The sequence below is a fragment of the Streptomyces sp. NPDC021020 genome (assembly GCF_044333285.1).
Taxonomy (GTDB): Bacteria; Actinomycetota; Actinomycetes; order Streptomycetales; family Streptomycetaceae; genus Actinacidiphila.
This window is the reverse complement of sequence record NZ_JBIRQQ010000006.1, coordinates 571,163-585,852: the sequence shown is the minus strand read 5'-3', so window position 1 is coordinate 585,852 and position 14,690 is coordinate 571,163. Positions and strand designations below refer to the sequence as shown.

The following is a 14,690-nucleotide window of genomic DNA, read 5'->3' as shown; positions in this document are numbered from 1 at the left end:
AGATGCCGACATCCCCGCACACACCGCCCCGCCACCGGAAAGAGCCGTGACGACCGGGGCCGTCCGCCCTCTCCGGGCCGCGCCGCCCCGTGGGCGAAGCGTCAGTGCGGGATCCCCTCGATGATGTCGCGGGCGCCCTGCCGCAGCAGCTCGGCGCAGACGCGCGAGCCGAGGACGGCGGGGTCGTTCAGCGACTCGCCCCAGAAGTGCGCGTGCACGAACCGGGAGCCGTCGCGCGAGAAGACCATGCCGCGCAGGCTGAGCTGCCCGTCGGGCTCGGTGACGCAGTGCCCGGCGATCGGGCTGTTGCAGTGCCCGCGCAGACCGTGCAGCATCACGCGCTCGGCCGTGATCTCGGTCATGGTGCGGTCGTGGTTGAGCTGCTGGAGCAGATGGGCGACCGGCTCGTCGTCCTTCCGGCATTCGAGGCCGAGGGCCGCGGCGCCGACCGCCGGAAGCACCTCGGCCACGCTGAACACCTGCCGCGCGCGCTCGGCGATGCCGAGACGTTCGAGGCCCGCGCGCGCGAGGACCATCGCGTCGAGCCTCGTGTCGATCGGCCGCTTGCCGTCGAGCTTGTCGATCCGGGTGCCCACCGCGCCCCGGACGCGTACGACGTTGAGGTCCGGGCGCACGCGGTTGATCTGCGCCTTGCGGCGCACCGCCGAGGTCGCCACGGTCGCACCGGCCGGAAGGTCGTCGAGCGTCCGGACGCCGGACCCTTCGGGGACGAGCAGCACGTCGCGTACGTCGTCGCGGGGCAGGTACGCGGCGAAGATCAGGCCGCGCGGCATGGGCACGTCGCCAGGCACGTCCTTGATGCAGTGCACGGCCATGTCCACCTGGCCGCGCTGCAACATCTGGTCGATCTCGCGGACGAACAGTCCCTTCCCGCCCAACTGGGCGAGGTCCCCCTGCCACTTGTCCGCCTCGGTCACGACCGGTACGACGTCGATGTCGAGATCGGGCTCGAACTTGCGCAGCAGGCCCGACACCTGCTCGACCTGGGCCAGCGCCAGGGGTGAGCTGCGCGTACCGATGCGGAGCTTCCGGGCGGGGAAGTCGGTGGCGTTCATAACGCTCCTTCACGTCTGATTTCACGGTAGACCGTGCCGCGGGGAGCCACGAGCGGCCCCGCGACGCGCGCGGCTGTGGCGGGGTGCAGAAGTCCGTGCGCTTCGGGGCGGGGCGCCCAGCGCCAGGCGTCGAGTTCGCTGCGCTGCAACGTGATGCGGTCGGTGTCGTACGGGTACAGGACCGGCCCGGCGAACAGGAACGCGACGCGGTCGCGCCGGTCCGGACGGGTGGCCTGCAACCACTCGACGGCGAGCAGGTGGTGTGCCTGCACGACGAGGTCGAGGCCGAGCTCCTCCCGCATTTCGCGGCGGGCGGCGTCAAGGGGGGATTCGTGCGTTTCGACGACGCCGCCCGGCAGTTGCCAGGGAGCCCCGTCCTTAGCCGGGTGCACGATGAGCAGTTCGCCACCCGGACTGGTGAGGAGTACGGCGGCGGTCAGCGGGTGGCCGGGGGCAGTTACGACGCCTTCACCTCCGCCCACGTGGCCTTGCCGAACGGGATGTCGTAGACGCCCCACGCTTCCGGGCACAGCGCGTCGAGGATGAGCAGGCCGCGCCCACGCTCCCGTTCGAGCGACACCGGCCGCACGCGCGGGTGGCGCCGTACGGGGTCGTGCACCTCGATCCGCGTCCGCCGGTCGTCGGCGTCGAGCACGACGCGTACGGAGTCCCCCGGCTCGGTGCCGTACCGGAGCGAGTTGCTGACCAGCTCGCAGGCGACCAGGACGACCGTGTCGACGTGCTCCTCGGACGTGCCCGGAACGTAGTACCGGATGAACTCCCGTACGAATTTCCTGGCGGCTTTGGCGGATTCCGGCTCGTCGGCCAACACGACGGTGGGCGGCGGCCCGGTGGGCGGTGTGTGGGTGGCGGGCGAATCGGCCCACTGATGTTCGATCATGCGAGTCCCCTCACAAGCGAATTCAGCTGCACGCACGCATGTTCGGGACAGCGTCACGACACGGTCGCGCTTCGTGATGGAATGCTGCATCAATAGCGCTCCTCATCGCAACCAGTACTGCATGACCATAGAAAATTGCGTATGTTGACAGAATGGAGGTCCGGCGCGTTGGCTACGCAGTGACGGCGGTCACGACGCGCGGCAGACTGTCGGGCGGGACGCCGAACGGGAGGGATGCGACGTGAGTGCGCCAACCGTGCGCCGTCGGCGCCTCGGTGCGAAGCTGCGGGGATTGCGAGGCACTCGCACCCTCGACGAGGTGGCCGCCAGCTCCGGGGGCCGGTTCGTGACCTCGAAGCTGTCGAGGATCGAGACGGCAAAGTCCGCGGCCAAGGCGAAGGACATCGAGGACCTGCTCGACATCTACGCCGAGTTGGGCGAGGACGTGACCGACGAGTTGCGCGCAGCGCTGATCGCGCTCACCGGCGAAGGCGGGCAGCGCGGGTGGTGGCACTCGTACCGAGGTGTCATCGCACCGGCGTACGAGGATCTGATCAGCCTTGAGGCCGAGGCGGCGTCCTTCTCAGCGTGGGGCCTGGGGGCGATTCCCGGCCTTCTCCAGACCGGCGAGTACGCCCGCGAGATCATCCGAGCGACTGCCATTTCCGAGGAGTTCGAGGCGCACATCGACGCCCTGGTCGAGGTCCGTCTCGCACGTCAGGCGGTCCTCACTCGCGAGAACCCGCTCGTCCTGAGAGCGATCGTTGCCGAGGGCACCCTTCGGTCGTCGTCCACCGTCGAAGGGATGATGCGGGACCAGTTGGGCCGACTGCTCGCCATGGGGAAACGTCCCAATGTCAGTGTTCAGGTGGTGCCCTCGGACGCGCCCTTGCACGTCGGCCAGGTCGGAAGCTTTGTGGTTCTGGGCTTCGGCCCGCACGCCGACCTCGATGTCGTACACACCGAGGGTCTGAGCACGGCCCTGTCGTACATCGAGGAACGCGAGCAGGTAGCCACCTACCGGGAAGCCTGGCAGAGGCTGACCTCCGTCGCTCTCTCCGCCGAGGCATCGGCTGACCTGATCGCTGAGTTCAGGAAGAACGCATGACCCGGGTTGGCAGCTTCTCCACCTGACCGTGCCGTGCCGGAAGTCCACGCATAGCGACTCAACCGCGGTGTGCGTCGAGTACGGCATCGTCGATGCCGAGACGGCCGCCGTCCGGGACAGCAAGGACCCGCACGGCCCCGCGCTGCTCTTCAGCCGCGCTGCCCTCGCCTCCTTCGCCGCGGCTGCGGCAGCCAGGGAGTTCGGGGAGTAGGAAGTCACGCGCGACGACGGCCCGCCCCCGCGGCAACTGGGGTGCGGGCCGTTCACCTGCTGGGCAGGGGGGACAGCCCCCGGTCGATGCGGAGGGCATCGTCATGGGCGGGGGCGGATCGCGTGCCTAGGCTCCTGGGCAGGAGAAAGGGGGCGGTCGTGAAGGGACTCGCCAAGGTGCTCGGGGTGGTGCTCGGGGTCTATTTGATCGGTCGCGGGGTCGCGGAGCCGTTCGTCGTCGACATGTCCGACGCCGCCACGTACCGCAATGACTGGGGCGGGCCGAATCTGGTCGGGGTGCTCGCCGTGCACATGGGGCCGGGGGTGGTGTCCGCCGTTCTCATGGGGGCGGCGCTGCGGCGCCGGGTGCGGGGGCGGGCGGTCTCGGGGGCCGCGTGAGTGATGTCTTCCCTCCGGCGATCGTTGCCGTGGCGGTTTGGGGCTGAGCGGATCTGTTCGATCGAGTCGACTTTGGTGGATGTATTGACACCTGATCGAACATCAGGGCTCAATACGGAACGGTATGAAACTCCTGGTGTGAAGCGTATCGGCTCGAAGGAGAGTCATGTACAGACGCGCGCTCGCCGCGACGGTCGCCCTGGTGTCGTCACTGTTCGTATCCACCCTGACGGGCTCGGCGCCTGCACAAGCCCAGGACAACGGTGCGTCGCAGACGCCGCCTATGGGCTGGAGCAGCTGGAGCTCCGTCAGGAACAACCCGACCGAGGCCAAGATCAAGGCCCAGGCCCAGGCGATGCACGACTCGGGCCTGATGTCCGCGGGTTACAAGTACATCAACCTGGACGACTACTACATCAAGAACCCCGGCACCACCGTCGATCAGTACGGTCGCTGGGTCGTCGACAACGGCAAGTTCCCGGACGGCATGAAGAACCTGGGCGACTTCGTCCACGGCCTGGGTGAGAAGTTCGGCATGTACGTGACGCCGGGCATCCCGAAGGCGGCGTACGACCAGAACACCCCGATCGAGGGCACGTCGTACCACGCGCGGGACATCGTCTCGAGCACGTCCACCTTCGAGTCGAACTACGGGGGGTGGGGCAATGTCATGTACTTCATCGACTACGCCAAGAACCCCACCGCGGCACAGGCGTTCGTGAACTCGTGGGCGAACCTGTTCGCCTCCTACGGGGTCGACTACATAAAGATCGACGGCGTGCACACCAGCGACCAGGACGACGTCATCGCCTGGTCGAAGGCGCTGAACCAGACCGGCCGCACCATCCACCTCGGCCTGTCGAACACCCTGGACATCAACAACGTCAGGACCTGGCAGCAGTACTCCAACAGCTGGCGGACGGGCGGGGACATCGAGTGCTACTGCTCGACCCTCACCACCTGGAGCAACGTCGGGCCGCGTTGGGCGAACCTGGCTCAGTGGGGGCAGTACGCCGGTCCGGGTGGCTGGAACGACCCGGACTCGATCGAGGTCGGCAACGGTGACCACAACGGTCTGACCGTGAACGAGCGGCAGAGCGTGATCACTCTGTGGGCGATCACGCGGTCGGTGATGATGCTGGGGAGCGACCTGACCAACCTGGACGCCGGCGACCTCAACATGCTGAAGAACGCCGAGGTCACCAACGTCAACCAGACCGACTCCGTGGTGGCCAGCCAGATCTCGAACAACAACGATCTGCAGGTGTGGGCCACGAAGCAGAAGAACCCGGACGGCAGCTACACGGTGGCGTTGTTCAACCGTTCCGACAAGTCCGGCAACCAGACGGTGACGGCCGACTTCTCCGACCTCGGGTTCACTGGTTCCGCCACGGTGCGCAACCTCTGGGGCAAGTCCAACGAGACCCTCACCAACTCCGTCAGCCGGAGTCTGGCCCCGCACGAGTCCGCGTTGTTCAAGGTCACCCCGTCCGGCTCCGCGACTCCGGTCGGCGGCACCCTGACCAGTGCCCTCTCCGGCCGCTGCGCCGACGACCCGAACAGCACCCTGGTGAACGGCACCCAGCTGGAGGTGTGGGACTGCAACGGCGGCGCCAACCAGAAGATCACCTACAGCTCCTCGGGCAAGACGCTCAAGGTGCTGGGCAAGTGCTTCGACGCCCACGGCGGCGCCACCACCGCCGGTACGCACGTCGAGATCTACGACTGCAACGGCGGCGCCAACCAGCAGTGGAACGTCAACTCCAACGGCACGATCACCGGCGTCCAGTCCGGGCTCTGCCTCGACGTCACCGGGACCACCAACCCCAACGGCGCCGGCCTGGAGTTGTGGAACTGCAACGGCGGCGCCAACCAGCAGTGGACCCTCGGGTCCGGCGTCAGGGTGTCCTGACGAACCCGGAACGGTTCACATCGTGGACCTGATCGCGAAGCCAGGTCAGGAGGTCGGGCTGGACTCTGCTTCCGGCCCGGCACCCGGCCGCCCCGCCGCCGGGGGGAGCCGGGGCGGGGCGGACGGGGTGGGCGGGGTGGTCAGCTGGTGGTGCAGCTGACGGTCGGGCTGGGGGCCGTACCGTTGCCCGTGAAGCCGTACGTGGTGCTCGCGCCCGCGCCGAGGGCGCCGTTGTAGGAGGCGTTGGTCACCGTCACCGCGCCGCTCGTGCCGGTGTTCGTGCCGTTCCACACCTGGGTGATCGTGCTCCCGGAGGGGAGCGTGAAGGCCGTCTTCCACCCGGCGATCGCCGCCGTGCCGGTGTTCTTGACCGTCACCTCGGACTGGAAGCCGCCCGCCCACGAATTCACCGTGGTGTACGTCGCCGAGCAGCCGGAGCTGTTACCGCCGGTGGTCGAGCCGGTCGTACCGGTGGACGTGCCGGTGCTTGTGCCGGTGGACGTGCCCGTGCTCGTGCCGGTGCTCGTACCCGTCGAAGTGCCGGTCGACGTACCGGTGGACGTCCCGGTCGACGTGCCCGACGACGTACCCGTGCTCGTACCCGTCGACGTCCCGCCCGACGAGTCGCCGCTCAGCGTCGGGGTCGTCCACGTACGCCACTGGGACAGGTTCGCGGACTTCAGGGAGGACACGCGGAAGACCGCCGGGGCAGAGCCCGTGCCCACCAGGAACTTCTGGATGCTCGCCTGGAGGGGGGCCTTCCACTCCGGGCGGACCGCGCAGTGCGTGCCGTCCGCGACGTCGGACCAGTAGGAGATGTTGCTGCCCGCGCCGAGCGCCTTGTAGACCTCCGCGCCGCCGAGCGCGGCGAGGCTGCCGGACTTCGCGCCGAGCCAGTCGACGTGCGGGTTCTCCATGATGAACGCGCCGCGCGGGGCGATCATGCCGACGATCTCGTGCGTGTCGACGGGCAGGGCGTTCGGGTTGGACGTGTACGAGCCGAACGCGTCGCCGAGCCACGGCTGTTCGGTGTACGCGCTGTCCAGCGGCTGCGAGCCGCTGTCGGAGGGGATGCTGCGCAGGACGTCGGTACCGCCCGAGCCGGACTCGATCGGCATCGTCAGCGCGATGCGCTGGTCGAACGCGCCCGCCACGAACGCGCCCTTGCCGTAGCGCGAGCAGCCGGTGACGCCGGTCGCGTCGGCCTTGAGGACGTTGCCGCCGGACTGCTGGATGACGTCGATGATCCGGCTGACGCCCCACGACCACGCCATCAGCAGGCCCGTGCTGCTGTTGGAGCCGTAGATCGAGTAGAAGGCGCCCTGCTTGCTGCTGCGCGGGGTGCCCTCCTTGCCGACGACCGTCGGGTCGTAGTTGATGACCGCGGCGCCGGACGCCTTGATCGTGGCGGTGTCGGCGCCCAGGCCGCCGAGCACGATGACCGCGGGGAAGGGGCCGGTGCCGCTCGGCAGGCTCACGCTCGCCGAGAAGCTCGTGCTCTTGCCCTGGTCGGAGACGTTGACGGTGATGTTGGTGCCGGACACCGTGCCGGTGACGCTCGCGGGCTTGCCGGGCTTCGTGCCGTAGACGGTCGCCTCGGCGCGCTGCTTGATCTCCTCGCGGCGGCACCGCCAGTCGCCGACCGTGCTGACGCGGGTGCCGTCGAGGCGGGTGAAGGGGTCGGGGAGCTGGGAGGTGGCGGCCGGGTTGTTCGACCCCACGGCGCAGTCGGCGCCGTCGTCCTCGACGGAGGCGGTCAGCGCGGCGGGTGCGGCCGCGGTCGCCCGGGGGGCGGACGCGGCGCCCGCCTGCGGGACGGCGAGCGCGGCGCTCGCCAGGCCCGCGACGGCCGCGAACGTCACGACCGCCCACGCTCTGGGCCGGAACCGCCGGAGCCGGGAACGGGACACGCGCATGGGGGACCTCCTGGGCTGGGCGGCGGGCGGCCGCCGGGTGGTGGGGGGAGTGCGCCGCGTCCGGCGGGGCCGGTCGGGGCGGGCGGAGGTGGAGCGGGGCGCCGGCGTCGACACCGGGGCCGGGGGCCGGGGGCCGGGGGCCGGGCCGATCTTGGGAGCGCTCCCATTGTTAGGTACGGCGCGGGAGGCTGACAATATGCCGAACGCGGGGGCTTCAGGTTGGCTGTTTTCGCACATCTACTGGTGCGTACGCGCTCGGAACGGGTACCGCGGGCGGCGGAAATCGGCCATCGAGAGGGATCTGACCTGGGATTTTGACCAGGGAGCGATTTTCGGCCATGTGTCGGCAAGCTTTCCGAATGTTGCGAGGGCGGGCGCCCACCGGACGAGGCGGATCCGTAGGTGCGGAATACCCCTGGGGGGTATACGGTTAGGACAAGCGAACGCTTGATCCGCACGCTCACGAAGGAGCCAGGCATGGACCACTCCGGCCACGGCCACGCAGGGCACCCCGGCCACGACTCCCACCCGGGCCACGGCGGCGGCTGGAGCCGTACGACGTGGCGCACCGCCGCGCAGGCGACGCTCCACTGCCTCACCGGCTGCGCCGTCGGCGAGGTCCTCGGCATGGTGATCGGCACCGCGGCCGGGCTCTCCAACGGCCCGACCGTCGTGATCTCGATCGCCCTCGCCTTCGTCTTCGGCTACGCGCTGACCATGCGCGGCGTGCTCCGCGCGCAGGTCCCGGTGCGGCAGGCGCTGAAGATCGCGCTCGCCGCCGACACCGTCTCGATCGCCGTCATGGAGGTCATCGACAACACCGTCATGGTGGGCGTACCCGGCGCCCTGAACGCCGGCCTCGGCGACGCCCTGTTCTGGGGCTCCCTGGCCTTCTCCCTGGTCGCCGCCTTCCTCCTCACGACGCCGGTGAACCGCTGGATGATCGGCCGCGGCAAGGGCCACGCCGTCGTCCACGCCTTCCACTGAGGCGCGTCACGCCGAAACGCTCACCCCGCGCCCGCTCAGCTCGGCCCGGCGCCCGGGAGTGCGGGCAAGGTCGGGGGCGGGGACCAGGGCTTGGGGTCCTTCGTCCAGGCCTGGACGCCCAGCTTGCCCGTCGTGCCAAGGTCGAGTTCGGGGGTGAGCATGACCGGGGCGGCGCCGGGGCGGGCGGTGACGCGGGCGTAAGGGGCGTCGACGGAGGTGCCGGAGGTCACCGTGTTGCGCCAGACGAGGCCGGAGGTGGCGGTTTCGCCGGGGGCGAGGGTGATGCGGTGGGGTGGGGCGTCGAAGTCGGGGAGGACGGTGATGCCGCCGGTGCCGTGGAGGACGGTGACGGTGGCGGGGGCCTTCCAGTCCTCGTCCAGGGGGGTGACGGCGGGGTAGCCGTCGAGGGTGTAGGGCTCGGTGGAGCAGTTGGCGAGGTGGAGGCCGACGACGCGCAGGCCCATCGCCGCGTCGCCGCGGTCGGCGGTGACGCGGATGCCGGACGCGGGGCAGGGGCCGGACGGGGCGGGGGCCTCGGCCGCGGGCACGCGGCGGACCTGCTCCAGGCGGACGCGGGTGATCTCGGAGGCCGCGGATGTGCCGTCGACCGTGGCCTGGACCTTCGCGCCCGGGGCGACGTTCGGCACGGTGCCCTGCACGGTGTCCATCGCCTCGCCCGCGGCGTTGCGCAGTTCGATGAGGACGGAGTAAGTCCGCGCCTGCGTACCGTCGTTGACGACCTCGTAGTGCACCTGGAGATTGCGGGAGAAGCCGCGGCACTCCGGCGAGCCGCCGCCCGTGACGCCGGTGATGCGTACGCCCTGCCCGGCGGCCTCGTCCCGCGCGGGGTCGGGCACCACGCAACGGCCGGCGGCGGTGCGGGAGCCGGGGGTCGTCGCCGTCTGTGTGCCGCAGCCCGCGAGCAGCAGTGCGGCGGCGGCGAGGGCGGCCGCGGTCAGGGGAGTACGCATCCTCCCACCCAACCGGCGACCGGCCCCCAACGCGCGTGACGGGCGTCACATTTGCTGCAACGGTCCTGTCACCGATGCCCGGCTCACCCCGTAGAAGCGACCGCCGCGGAAGCGACCGCCGCGGGGGCGACCCCCGCGTGCGCGGCCAGCACCCGCCAGCGTCCCCCTTCGCGCACCCACGTGCGGGTGTAGCGCAGCCGCGCGGCGAAGGGCTCGCCCGCCGCGGTGCCGCGCAGCGTGGCCAGGACGTACGTGACGCCGGTCGTCCCGGCGACGCAGACGCCCAACTCCTCCTGGTCGAAGGCCTCGACGAGGAGGGTCCGGGAGCGGTGGGCCGCCAGGTCGTCGGCCTTGGTGAGGACGCCGCCGTCCGGCCCTGTGTAGCGGGCGCGGTCGTCGAGAAGGAGGTCCAGCGCGTCGGCGTCGCCCGCCAGTACCGCCGCCTGGAGTTGCCGTTCGGCCTCGCGCAGCCCCGCCTCGTCCGTCATTGCCGATTCCCCTCACCCGTAAGGCCGTTCGGGCCCCCACGCTAGCCCGCGCGCCCGGGCCCCCACGACCCGGGCGCGCGGTGGGAGGGCGGGCTCAGCCGGTGACGGTCAGCTCGGTGATGCGCTGGGCGCCGTCCGCCGTGCCCGGGGCGGCGGAGGTGAGGTCGAGGCGGATACGGGAGGTGTGGACAGGGGTGAAGCTCACGGTCGTCCGGGCGCCGGACTCGGTCGCCCACGTCACGGACGGGGCGGCGACGGGCACGAAGCGGTCGCCGTCCCACGTGGAGACGGTGACCCGCGCCGGGAGGGAGTGCGTGGCGTCGACCGTGAAGGAGACGGCGACCGACGCGATGTCGCGCGGCGCGGCCCATGTCACGGACACCCAGTCGGCGGCGCGGGCCCCGCTGAAGACGGGGAGCAGGGCGGTCGCGGCCTTGTGGAAGGCGTTGGACCAGCCGGTGGCGGGGTCGCCGTCGAGCATCGCGGCGGGCAGCGTATTGGCGGCTCCGGAGTAACTGGCGTCCGCGAGCGGGTAGTCGGGGGATTCGACGGGGCCGGGGGCGAGCCGGACGGGCGGCGTGGTGACGACGCTCGCGGCGTGGTCGAGGTGGACGGCGACGGAGCCGGACCGCAGCCCGTGCGCGCTCGCGGTGACGGTGAGGCGGCCCGCCTTCGTACCCGCGCGGACGATCGCGAGCGCCTTGCCGTGGAAGGCGGTACGGGTGGTGGCCTGGTAGCGCTCGGCGCTCTCCTGGCGGCCGTTGTCGAGTCCGGCGAGCGAGCCGCCGGTCACGGCGAAGGTGAGCAGGTCCTCGGCGCCGGGCACGACGGTGCCTCGCGCGTCGATCACCTCGGCGGTGACGTAGACCAGCGAACGCCCGTCCCCGGGGAGGGACTTGCGGTCGGCGACGAGCCGTACGGAATGCGCCGGGCCCGCCGTCCGCAGCACGTCGGTGGCGACGGTCCGCCCGCCGCGCCGCGCGACCGCCTTCAACTCGCCCGCCGCGAAGGGCACATGCCAGGTCAGGTGCAGCTTGCCCGCGCTGCCGTTGGGGCTGGTGTAACTGCCGGGGTACGGGCCGCCGGTGACCGTGCGGTCGTCGCCGGTCGCCTCGGTCGTCTCCAGGTAACTGCGCCCGTCCGCCGTCCTCTTGGTGTCGAAGCGGCGCACACCGAGCGAGCGCCCGTCGAGGAACAGCTCGACGGTGTCGGCGTTGGAGTACGCCCACACCTCGACGCTCTCGCCGGGCGCGTGGTCCGTCCAGTCCATCGGCACCAGGTGCACCATCGGCTCGCGCGACCACTGGCTGCGGAAGAGGTGGTACATGTCCTTGGGGAAGCCCGCGGTGTCGACCGCGCCGAAGAAGGACGCCTTGACCGGGAAGACCGAGTAGGGCGTGGGCTCGCCGATGTAGTCCATGCCCGACCACAGGAACTGCCCGGCGAAGAACCGCCGGTCGCGGTCCTTCTTCAGCCCGTACTCGCCGCTGATCGTCCACGAGGCGAGGTTGTTGTCGTACGAGGACGTGGCGCGCCTGCCCGGCGTGTAGTTCTCGCCGGTGTTGAGGTGGTCGGGCTCCTGGTAGGTGCCGCGGGACGCGGTCTCGGAGGAGGACTCGGACTCGAAGAGGAAGAGGTGCGGGTAGCGGGCGTGCAGGGCGTCCACCGAGGCCGCGGTGTTGTAGTTGAGGCCGAGGCCGTCGAGCTTGGCGAGCATGAGGTCGGCGGCCGAGCCGACCGCGGGCAGCCCGCGGTATTTGTCGGAGCCGATGACGACCGGGCGGGTGGCGTCCACCGAGCGCACGGCGTCGATGAGGCGCTGGGCCATGTCGAGCCCGGCGGTGCTGGTGGAGTCGGGGATCTCGTTGCCGATCGACCACATGATGACGGCGGGCGAGTTGCGCGCCGCACGCACCATCTCGGCGATGTCGGCGGAGCTGTCGGTGTCGAAGAAGCGGTGGTAGTCGTAGGTGTTCTTCCCCGTGTGCCAGCAGTCGAAGGCCTCGACCATCATCACGATGCCCAACTCCTCGCAGATGTCGATCATCTCCGGCGAGGGCGGGTTGTGGGAGGTGCGGAAGGCGTTGACGCCCATGGACTTCATGAGGGTCATCTGCCGCAGCAGCGCGTCGCGGTTGACGGCGGAGCCCAGCGCGCCCTGGTCGTGGTGCAGGTCGACGCCCTGGATCTTGGCGTATTCGCCGTTGAGGCTGAAGCCCTGGTCGGGGTCGAGCGTGACGTGCCGGAAGCCGAAGACGGTCGGCAGCGCGTCCACCACCGCGCCGCCGACCCGCAGTTCGGCCTCCAGGGTGTAGCGGTGGGCCGCGTCGAAGGACCACAGGCGGGGCGCCTTGACCGCCAACTCGACGACGGCGGTGGCAGGTTCGGCGGACGGCAGGGCGAGCGGGGTGCTCGCGGTCGCGACCGTACGGCCGTTCGGGTCGCGGACGGTGGCGACGACGGTCGTGTTGCGGGCCGCGCCTGACTCGTTGACGGCCGTGACCTCGGCCCGCACCGTCGCAGGTTTCCCGGCGGCGAGCGCGTCGGCGAGGCCGGGCGTGGTCACGTACGTGCCCTGGCGGGCGATGTGGACGGGGCCGGTCACGACGAGGCGGGCGTGCCGGTAGATGCCGCTGCCCGAATACCAGCGGCTGCTGGGCAGCTGGTTGCGCACCTGCACGGCGAGCACGTTGGGCGTGCGGCCGTCGGTGTGCAGCAGCTCGGTGACGTCGAAGGCGAAGCCGGTGTAGCCGTACGCGTGGCCGCCCGCGAGCGTGCCGTTGACGTAGACGGAGCTGTCCATGTAGACGCCGTCGAACTCGACGGAGATCCGCCGCCCGGCGAGCGACTTCGGCAGCGTGAACGTCCTGCGGTACCAGCCGAGGCCGCCGGGCAGGAAGCCGGTGCCGCCCGAGGTGTTGTCCGCGGTCGTCGGCGTCAGCTCGATGCTCCAGTCGTGCGGGACCGCGACCGCGCGCCACCGGGAGTCGTCGTAGCCGGGCTCGGCGGCGCCCGCGTACGCGCCCGTGGGGTCGTCGACACCCGCGGGGTTGACGAGGGCGAAGCGCCAGCCGTCGGAGAGGTCCATGCTGCGCCCGGTGGGGTTCAGCGCGTCTGCGTGCCCGGGTGTGCCGCTCCGCTGCCCCGGGGAGTCCGCCCGCGCGCTTCCGGCGATCCCGGCCAGCGCCGGGACGGCGGCCCCCGCGGCTCCGGTGACCAGGATCGACCTGCGGTTTACCGGCACTGTGACCACTCCTCCGGACGACGTACGAGCGGCGGGCGCGGACACACCACACCCACCAGAATTGATCAGCAACAAACAGAATCCATCAAGCCCCCACGGATTCTTGCAGCCCCGCTCCCGCGGAGGTCAAGAGTCGTGCGCGACCTTCCCGCCCCGGAAGAGCGCCTTCCGCCGAGGATCGGCGCAGCTCGGGCGCAGCTCCGGTGCAGCTCCAGCGCCGCTCCGGCGCCGCCGCGTCCCCGCGCGGGGCGCGGCGGGCCGTGCTCTCATGGGAGGAGGACTGCTTGCCGGGAGAACCCGCGGAGGACCGCATGGCCACCTATCGCGTTGCCCAAGTACCGTCCGCCGGGAAGGCGTTGGCGATCGCTGAGCGCGAGCCGGCACCACCCGGGCCCGGGCACGTACGGATCACCGTCGAGGCGTGCGGGATCTGCCACAGCGACGCCGGGTTCGTGGAGGGCGGCTATCCGGGCCTGTCCTATCCGCTGGTGCCGGGGCACGAGATCGCCGGGCGGATCGCCGAGCTGGGCGAGGGGGTCGCGGAGCGCGGCTGGAAGGCGGGCGACCGGGTCGCCGTCGGCTGGTTCGGCGGCTCCTGCGGCCACTGCCCGCCCTGCCGGCAGGGCGACTTCATCGTGTGCGAGAACCTGAAGGTGCCGGGCTGGGCCTACGAGGGCGGCTTCGGCGAATCCGTCGTCGCCCCCGCCGACGCGCTCGCCCGTATCCCCGACGGGCTCTCCGCCGCCGACGCGGCCCCGCTGGGCTGCGCGGGCGTGACGACCTTCAACGGGCTGCGCCGCAGCTCCGCGCACCCCGGCGACCTCGTCGCCGTCCTCGGCATCGGCGGGCTCGGCCACCTCGGGGTGCGGTACGCCGCCGCGATGGGCTTCGAGACGGTCGCCATCGCGCGCGGGCCCGACAAGGCGCAATTCGCCAAGGAGTTGGGCGCCCACCACTACATCGACAGCTCCGCCACCCCCGCCGCCGACGCGCTGCGGGCCCTGGGCGGCGCGAAGGTCGTCCTGGCCACGGTCGGCAACTCCGAGGCGATCGCCTCCACGGTGGACGGGCTCGGCCCGCGCGGCGAGCTGGTCGTCATCGGCGCGACCCCCGAGCCGCTCGGCATCGCCCCGCTGCAACTGATCATGCAGGCCAGGGTCGTCCGCGGCCACCCCTCCGGCACCTCGCGCGACGTCGAGGACACGATGGCCTTCAGCGCGCTGCACGGCATCACCCCGATGACCGAGACGGCCCCGCTGGCCGACGCCGACGCCGCCTACCACCGCATGCTCTCGGGCAAGGCCCGCTTCCGCATGGTGCTGCTCCCGCAGGAGGGCTGAGCCGCCGCGCGGTGCGTCCGCCCGACGCCCGCGCGCCCGTACGCCCGCGCGGTGCGTACGCCCGACGCCCGCGCGGTGCGTACGCCCGACGCCCGCGCGGTGCGTACGCCCGACGCCCGCGCGCCCGCGCGGTGCGTA

Annotated in this window: 13 protein-coding genes; 6 read left to right on the top strand and 7 right to left on the bottom strand. The window is 71.3% G+C overall.

What is annotated here, in order from left to right:
- Window positions 1–101: 101 nt before the first annotated feature.
- Genes hemC through ACH4SL_RS21310 form a run of 3 tightly spaced genes read right to left on the bottom strand, consistent with a single transcriptional unit; the run spans window position 102 to window position 1,977 of the window.
- Complete coding sequence (hemC, locus tag ACH4SL_RS21320) at window positions 102–1,076, bottom strand: hydroxymethylbilane synthase (RefSeq protein WP_398447725.1); 975 nt, start codon at window positions 1,074–1,076, stop codon at window positions 102–104.
- A complete protein-coding gene (locus ACH4SL_RS21315; protein ID WP_398447723.1) occupies window positions 1,073–1,558 on the bottom strand; it encodes an NUDIX domain-containing protein in 486 nt (161 codons plus the stop codon). The genes hemC and ACH4SL_RS21315 overlap by 4 nt, the downstream gene beginning before the upstream one ends.
- Window positions 1,534–1,977 (bottom strand): ATP-binding protein, encoded by a 444-nt coding sequence (locus tag ACH4SL_RS21310; protein WP_398447721.1) that lies wholly within the window; start codon window positions 1,975–1,977, stop codon window positions 1,534–1,536. Before ACH4SL_RS21310 ends, ACH4SL_RS21315 begins: the two co-directional genes overlap by 25 nt.
- Window positions 1,978–2,218: 241 nt before the next feature.
- On the opposite strand from ACH4SL_RS21310, the gene ACH4SL_RS21305 reads away from it, so the two are divergent.
- The 4 genes from ACH4SL_RS21305 (at window position 2,219) to ACH4SL_RS21290 (ending at window position 5,606) form a co-directional block, all read left to right on the top strand.
- Window positions 2,219–3,085, top strand: coding sequence for a DUF5753 domain-containing protein (locus tag ACH4SL_RS21305; RefSeq protein WP_398447719.1), 867 nt, complete (start codon window positions 2,219–2,221; stop codon window positions 3,083–3,085).
- Between the two features lie 67 nt (window positions 3,086–3,152).
- Window positions 3,153–3,296 (top strand): DUF397 domain-containing protein, encoded by a 144-nt coding sequence (locus tag ACH4SL_RS21300; protein WP_398447717.1) that lies wholly within the window; start codon window positions 3,153–3,155, stop codon window positions 3,294–3,296.
- A gap of 158 nt (window positions 3,297–3,454) precedes the next feature.
- Window positions 3,455–3,694: a hypothetical protein gene (locus ACH4SL_RS21295; RefSeq protein ID WP_398447715.1), complete on the top strand. Its 240-nt coding sequence runs from the start codon at window positions 3,455–3,457 to the stop codon at window positions 3,692–3,694.
- 166 nt (window positions 3,695–3,860) lie between these two features.
- Window positions 3,861–5,606: a glycoside hydrolase family 27 protein gene (locus ACH4SL_RS21290; protein WP_398447713.1), complete on the top strand. Its 1,746-nt coding sequence runs from the start codon at window positions 3,861–3,863 to the stop codon at window positions 5,604–5,606.
- A 140-nt stretch (window positions 5,607–5,746) separates the two neighbouring features.
- Here ACH4SL_RS21290 and ACH4SL_RS21285 read toward each other — a convergent pair whose 3' ends face one another.
- Window positions 5,747–7,468 (bottom strand): cellulose binding domain-containing protein, encoded by a 1,722-nt coding sequence (locus ACH4SL_RS21285; RefSeq protein ID WP_398447711.1) that lies wholly within the window; start codon window positions 7,466–7,468, stop codon window positions 5,747–5,749.
- Window positions 7,469–7,999: 531 nt separating this feature from the next.
- Between ACH4SL_RS21285 and ACH4SL_RS21280 the strand changes: the two genes are divergently transcribed.
- Window positions 8,000–8,509, top strand: coding sequence for a DUF4396 domain-containing protein (locus tag ACH4SL_RS21280; protein ID WP_398447709.1), 510 nt, complete (start codon window positions 8,000–8,002; stop codon window positions 8,507–8,509).
- A 35-nt stretch (window positions 8,510–8,544) separates the two neighbouring features.
- Here the strand turns inward: ACH4SL_RS21280 and ACH4SL_RS21275 are convergent, their stop codons facing one another.
- The 3 genes from ACH4SL_RS21275 to ACH4SL_RS21265 all read right to left on the bottom strand — a co-directional run bounded on the left by ACH4SL_RS21275 (window position 8,545) and on the right by ACH4SL_RS21265 (window position 13,212).
- On the bottom strand, window positions 8,545–9,480 hold the full coding sequence (locus ACH4SL_RS21275) for a DUF4232 domain-containing protein (protein WP_398447707.1): 936 nt from the start codon (window positions 9,478–9,480) through the stop codon (window positions 8,545–8,547).
- 83 nt (window positions 9,481–9,563) lie between these two features.
- Entirely contained in the window at window positions 9,564–9,968 is a 405-nt protein-coding gene (locus ACH4SL_RS21270) for a nuclear transport factor 2 family protein (protein ID WP_398447705.1), read from the bottom strand.
- 94 nt (window positions 9,969–10,062) lie between these two features.
- Window positions 10,063–13,212, bottom strand: coding sequence for a glycoside hydrolase family 2 TIM barrel-domain containing protein (locus ACH4SL_RS21265; RefSeq protein WP_398447703.1), 3,150 nt, complete (start codon window positions 13,210–13,212; stop codon window positions 10,063–10,065).
- A gap of 311 nt (window positions 13,213–13,523) precedes the next feature.
- Here ACH4SL_RS21265 and ACH4SL_RS21260 point away from each other — a divergent pair, with 311 nt between their 5' ends.
- Window positions 13,524–14,552, top strand: a complete 1,029-nt coding sequence (locus ACH4SL_RS21260) for an alcohol dehydrogenase (protein WP_398447701.1) — start codon at window positions 13,524–13,526, stop codon at window positions 14,550–14,552.
- The last annotated feature ends 138 nt before the right edge of the window (window positions 14,553–14,690 follow it).

Excerpts from the sequence above, each read along its gene's own strand:
- hemC (WP_398447725.1), bottom strand. The coding sequence starts at position 1,076 with ATGAACGCCACCGACTTCCCCGCCCGGAAGCTCCGCATCGGTACGCGC.
- ACH4SL_RS21310 (WP_398447721.1), bottom strand. The coding sequence starts at position 1,977 with ATGATCGAACATCAGTGGGCCGATTCGCCCGCCACCCACACACCGCCC.
- ACH4SL_RS21290 (WP_398447713.1), top strand. The coding sequence starts at position 3,861 with ATGTACAGACGCGCGCTCGCCGCGACGGTCGCCCTGGTGTCGTCACTG.
- ACH4SL_RS21280 (WP_398447709.1), top strand. The coding sequence starts at position 8,000 with ATGGACCACTCCGGCCACGGCCACGCAGGGCACCCCGGCCACGACTCC.
- ACH4SL_RS21275 (WP_398447707.1), bottom strand. The coding sequence starts at position 9,480 with ATGCGTACTCCCCTGACCGCGGCCGCCCTCGCCGCCGCCGCACTGCTG.
- ACH4SL_RS21270 (WP_398447705.1), bottom strand. The coding sequence starts at position 9,968 with ATGACGGACGAGGCGGGGCTGCGCGAGGCCGAACGGCAACTCCAGGCG.
- ACH4SL_RS21260 (WP_398447701.1), top strand. The coding sequence starts at position 13,524 with ATGGCCACCTATCGCGTTGCCCAAGTACCGTCCGCCGGGAAGGCGTTG.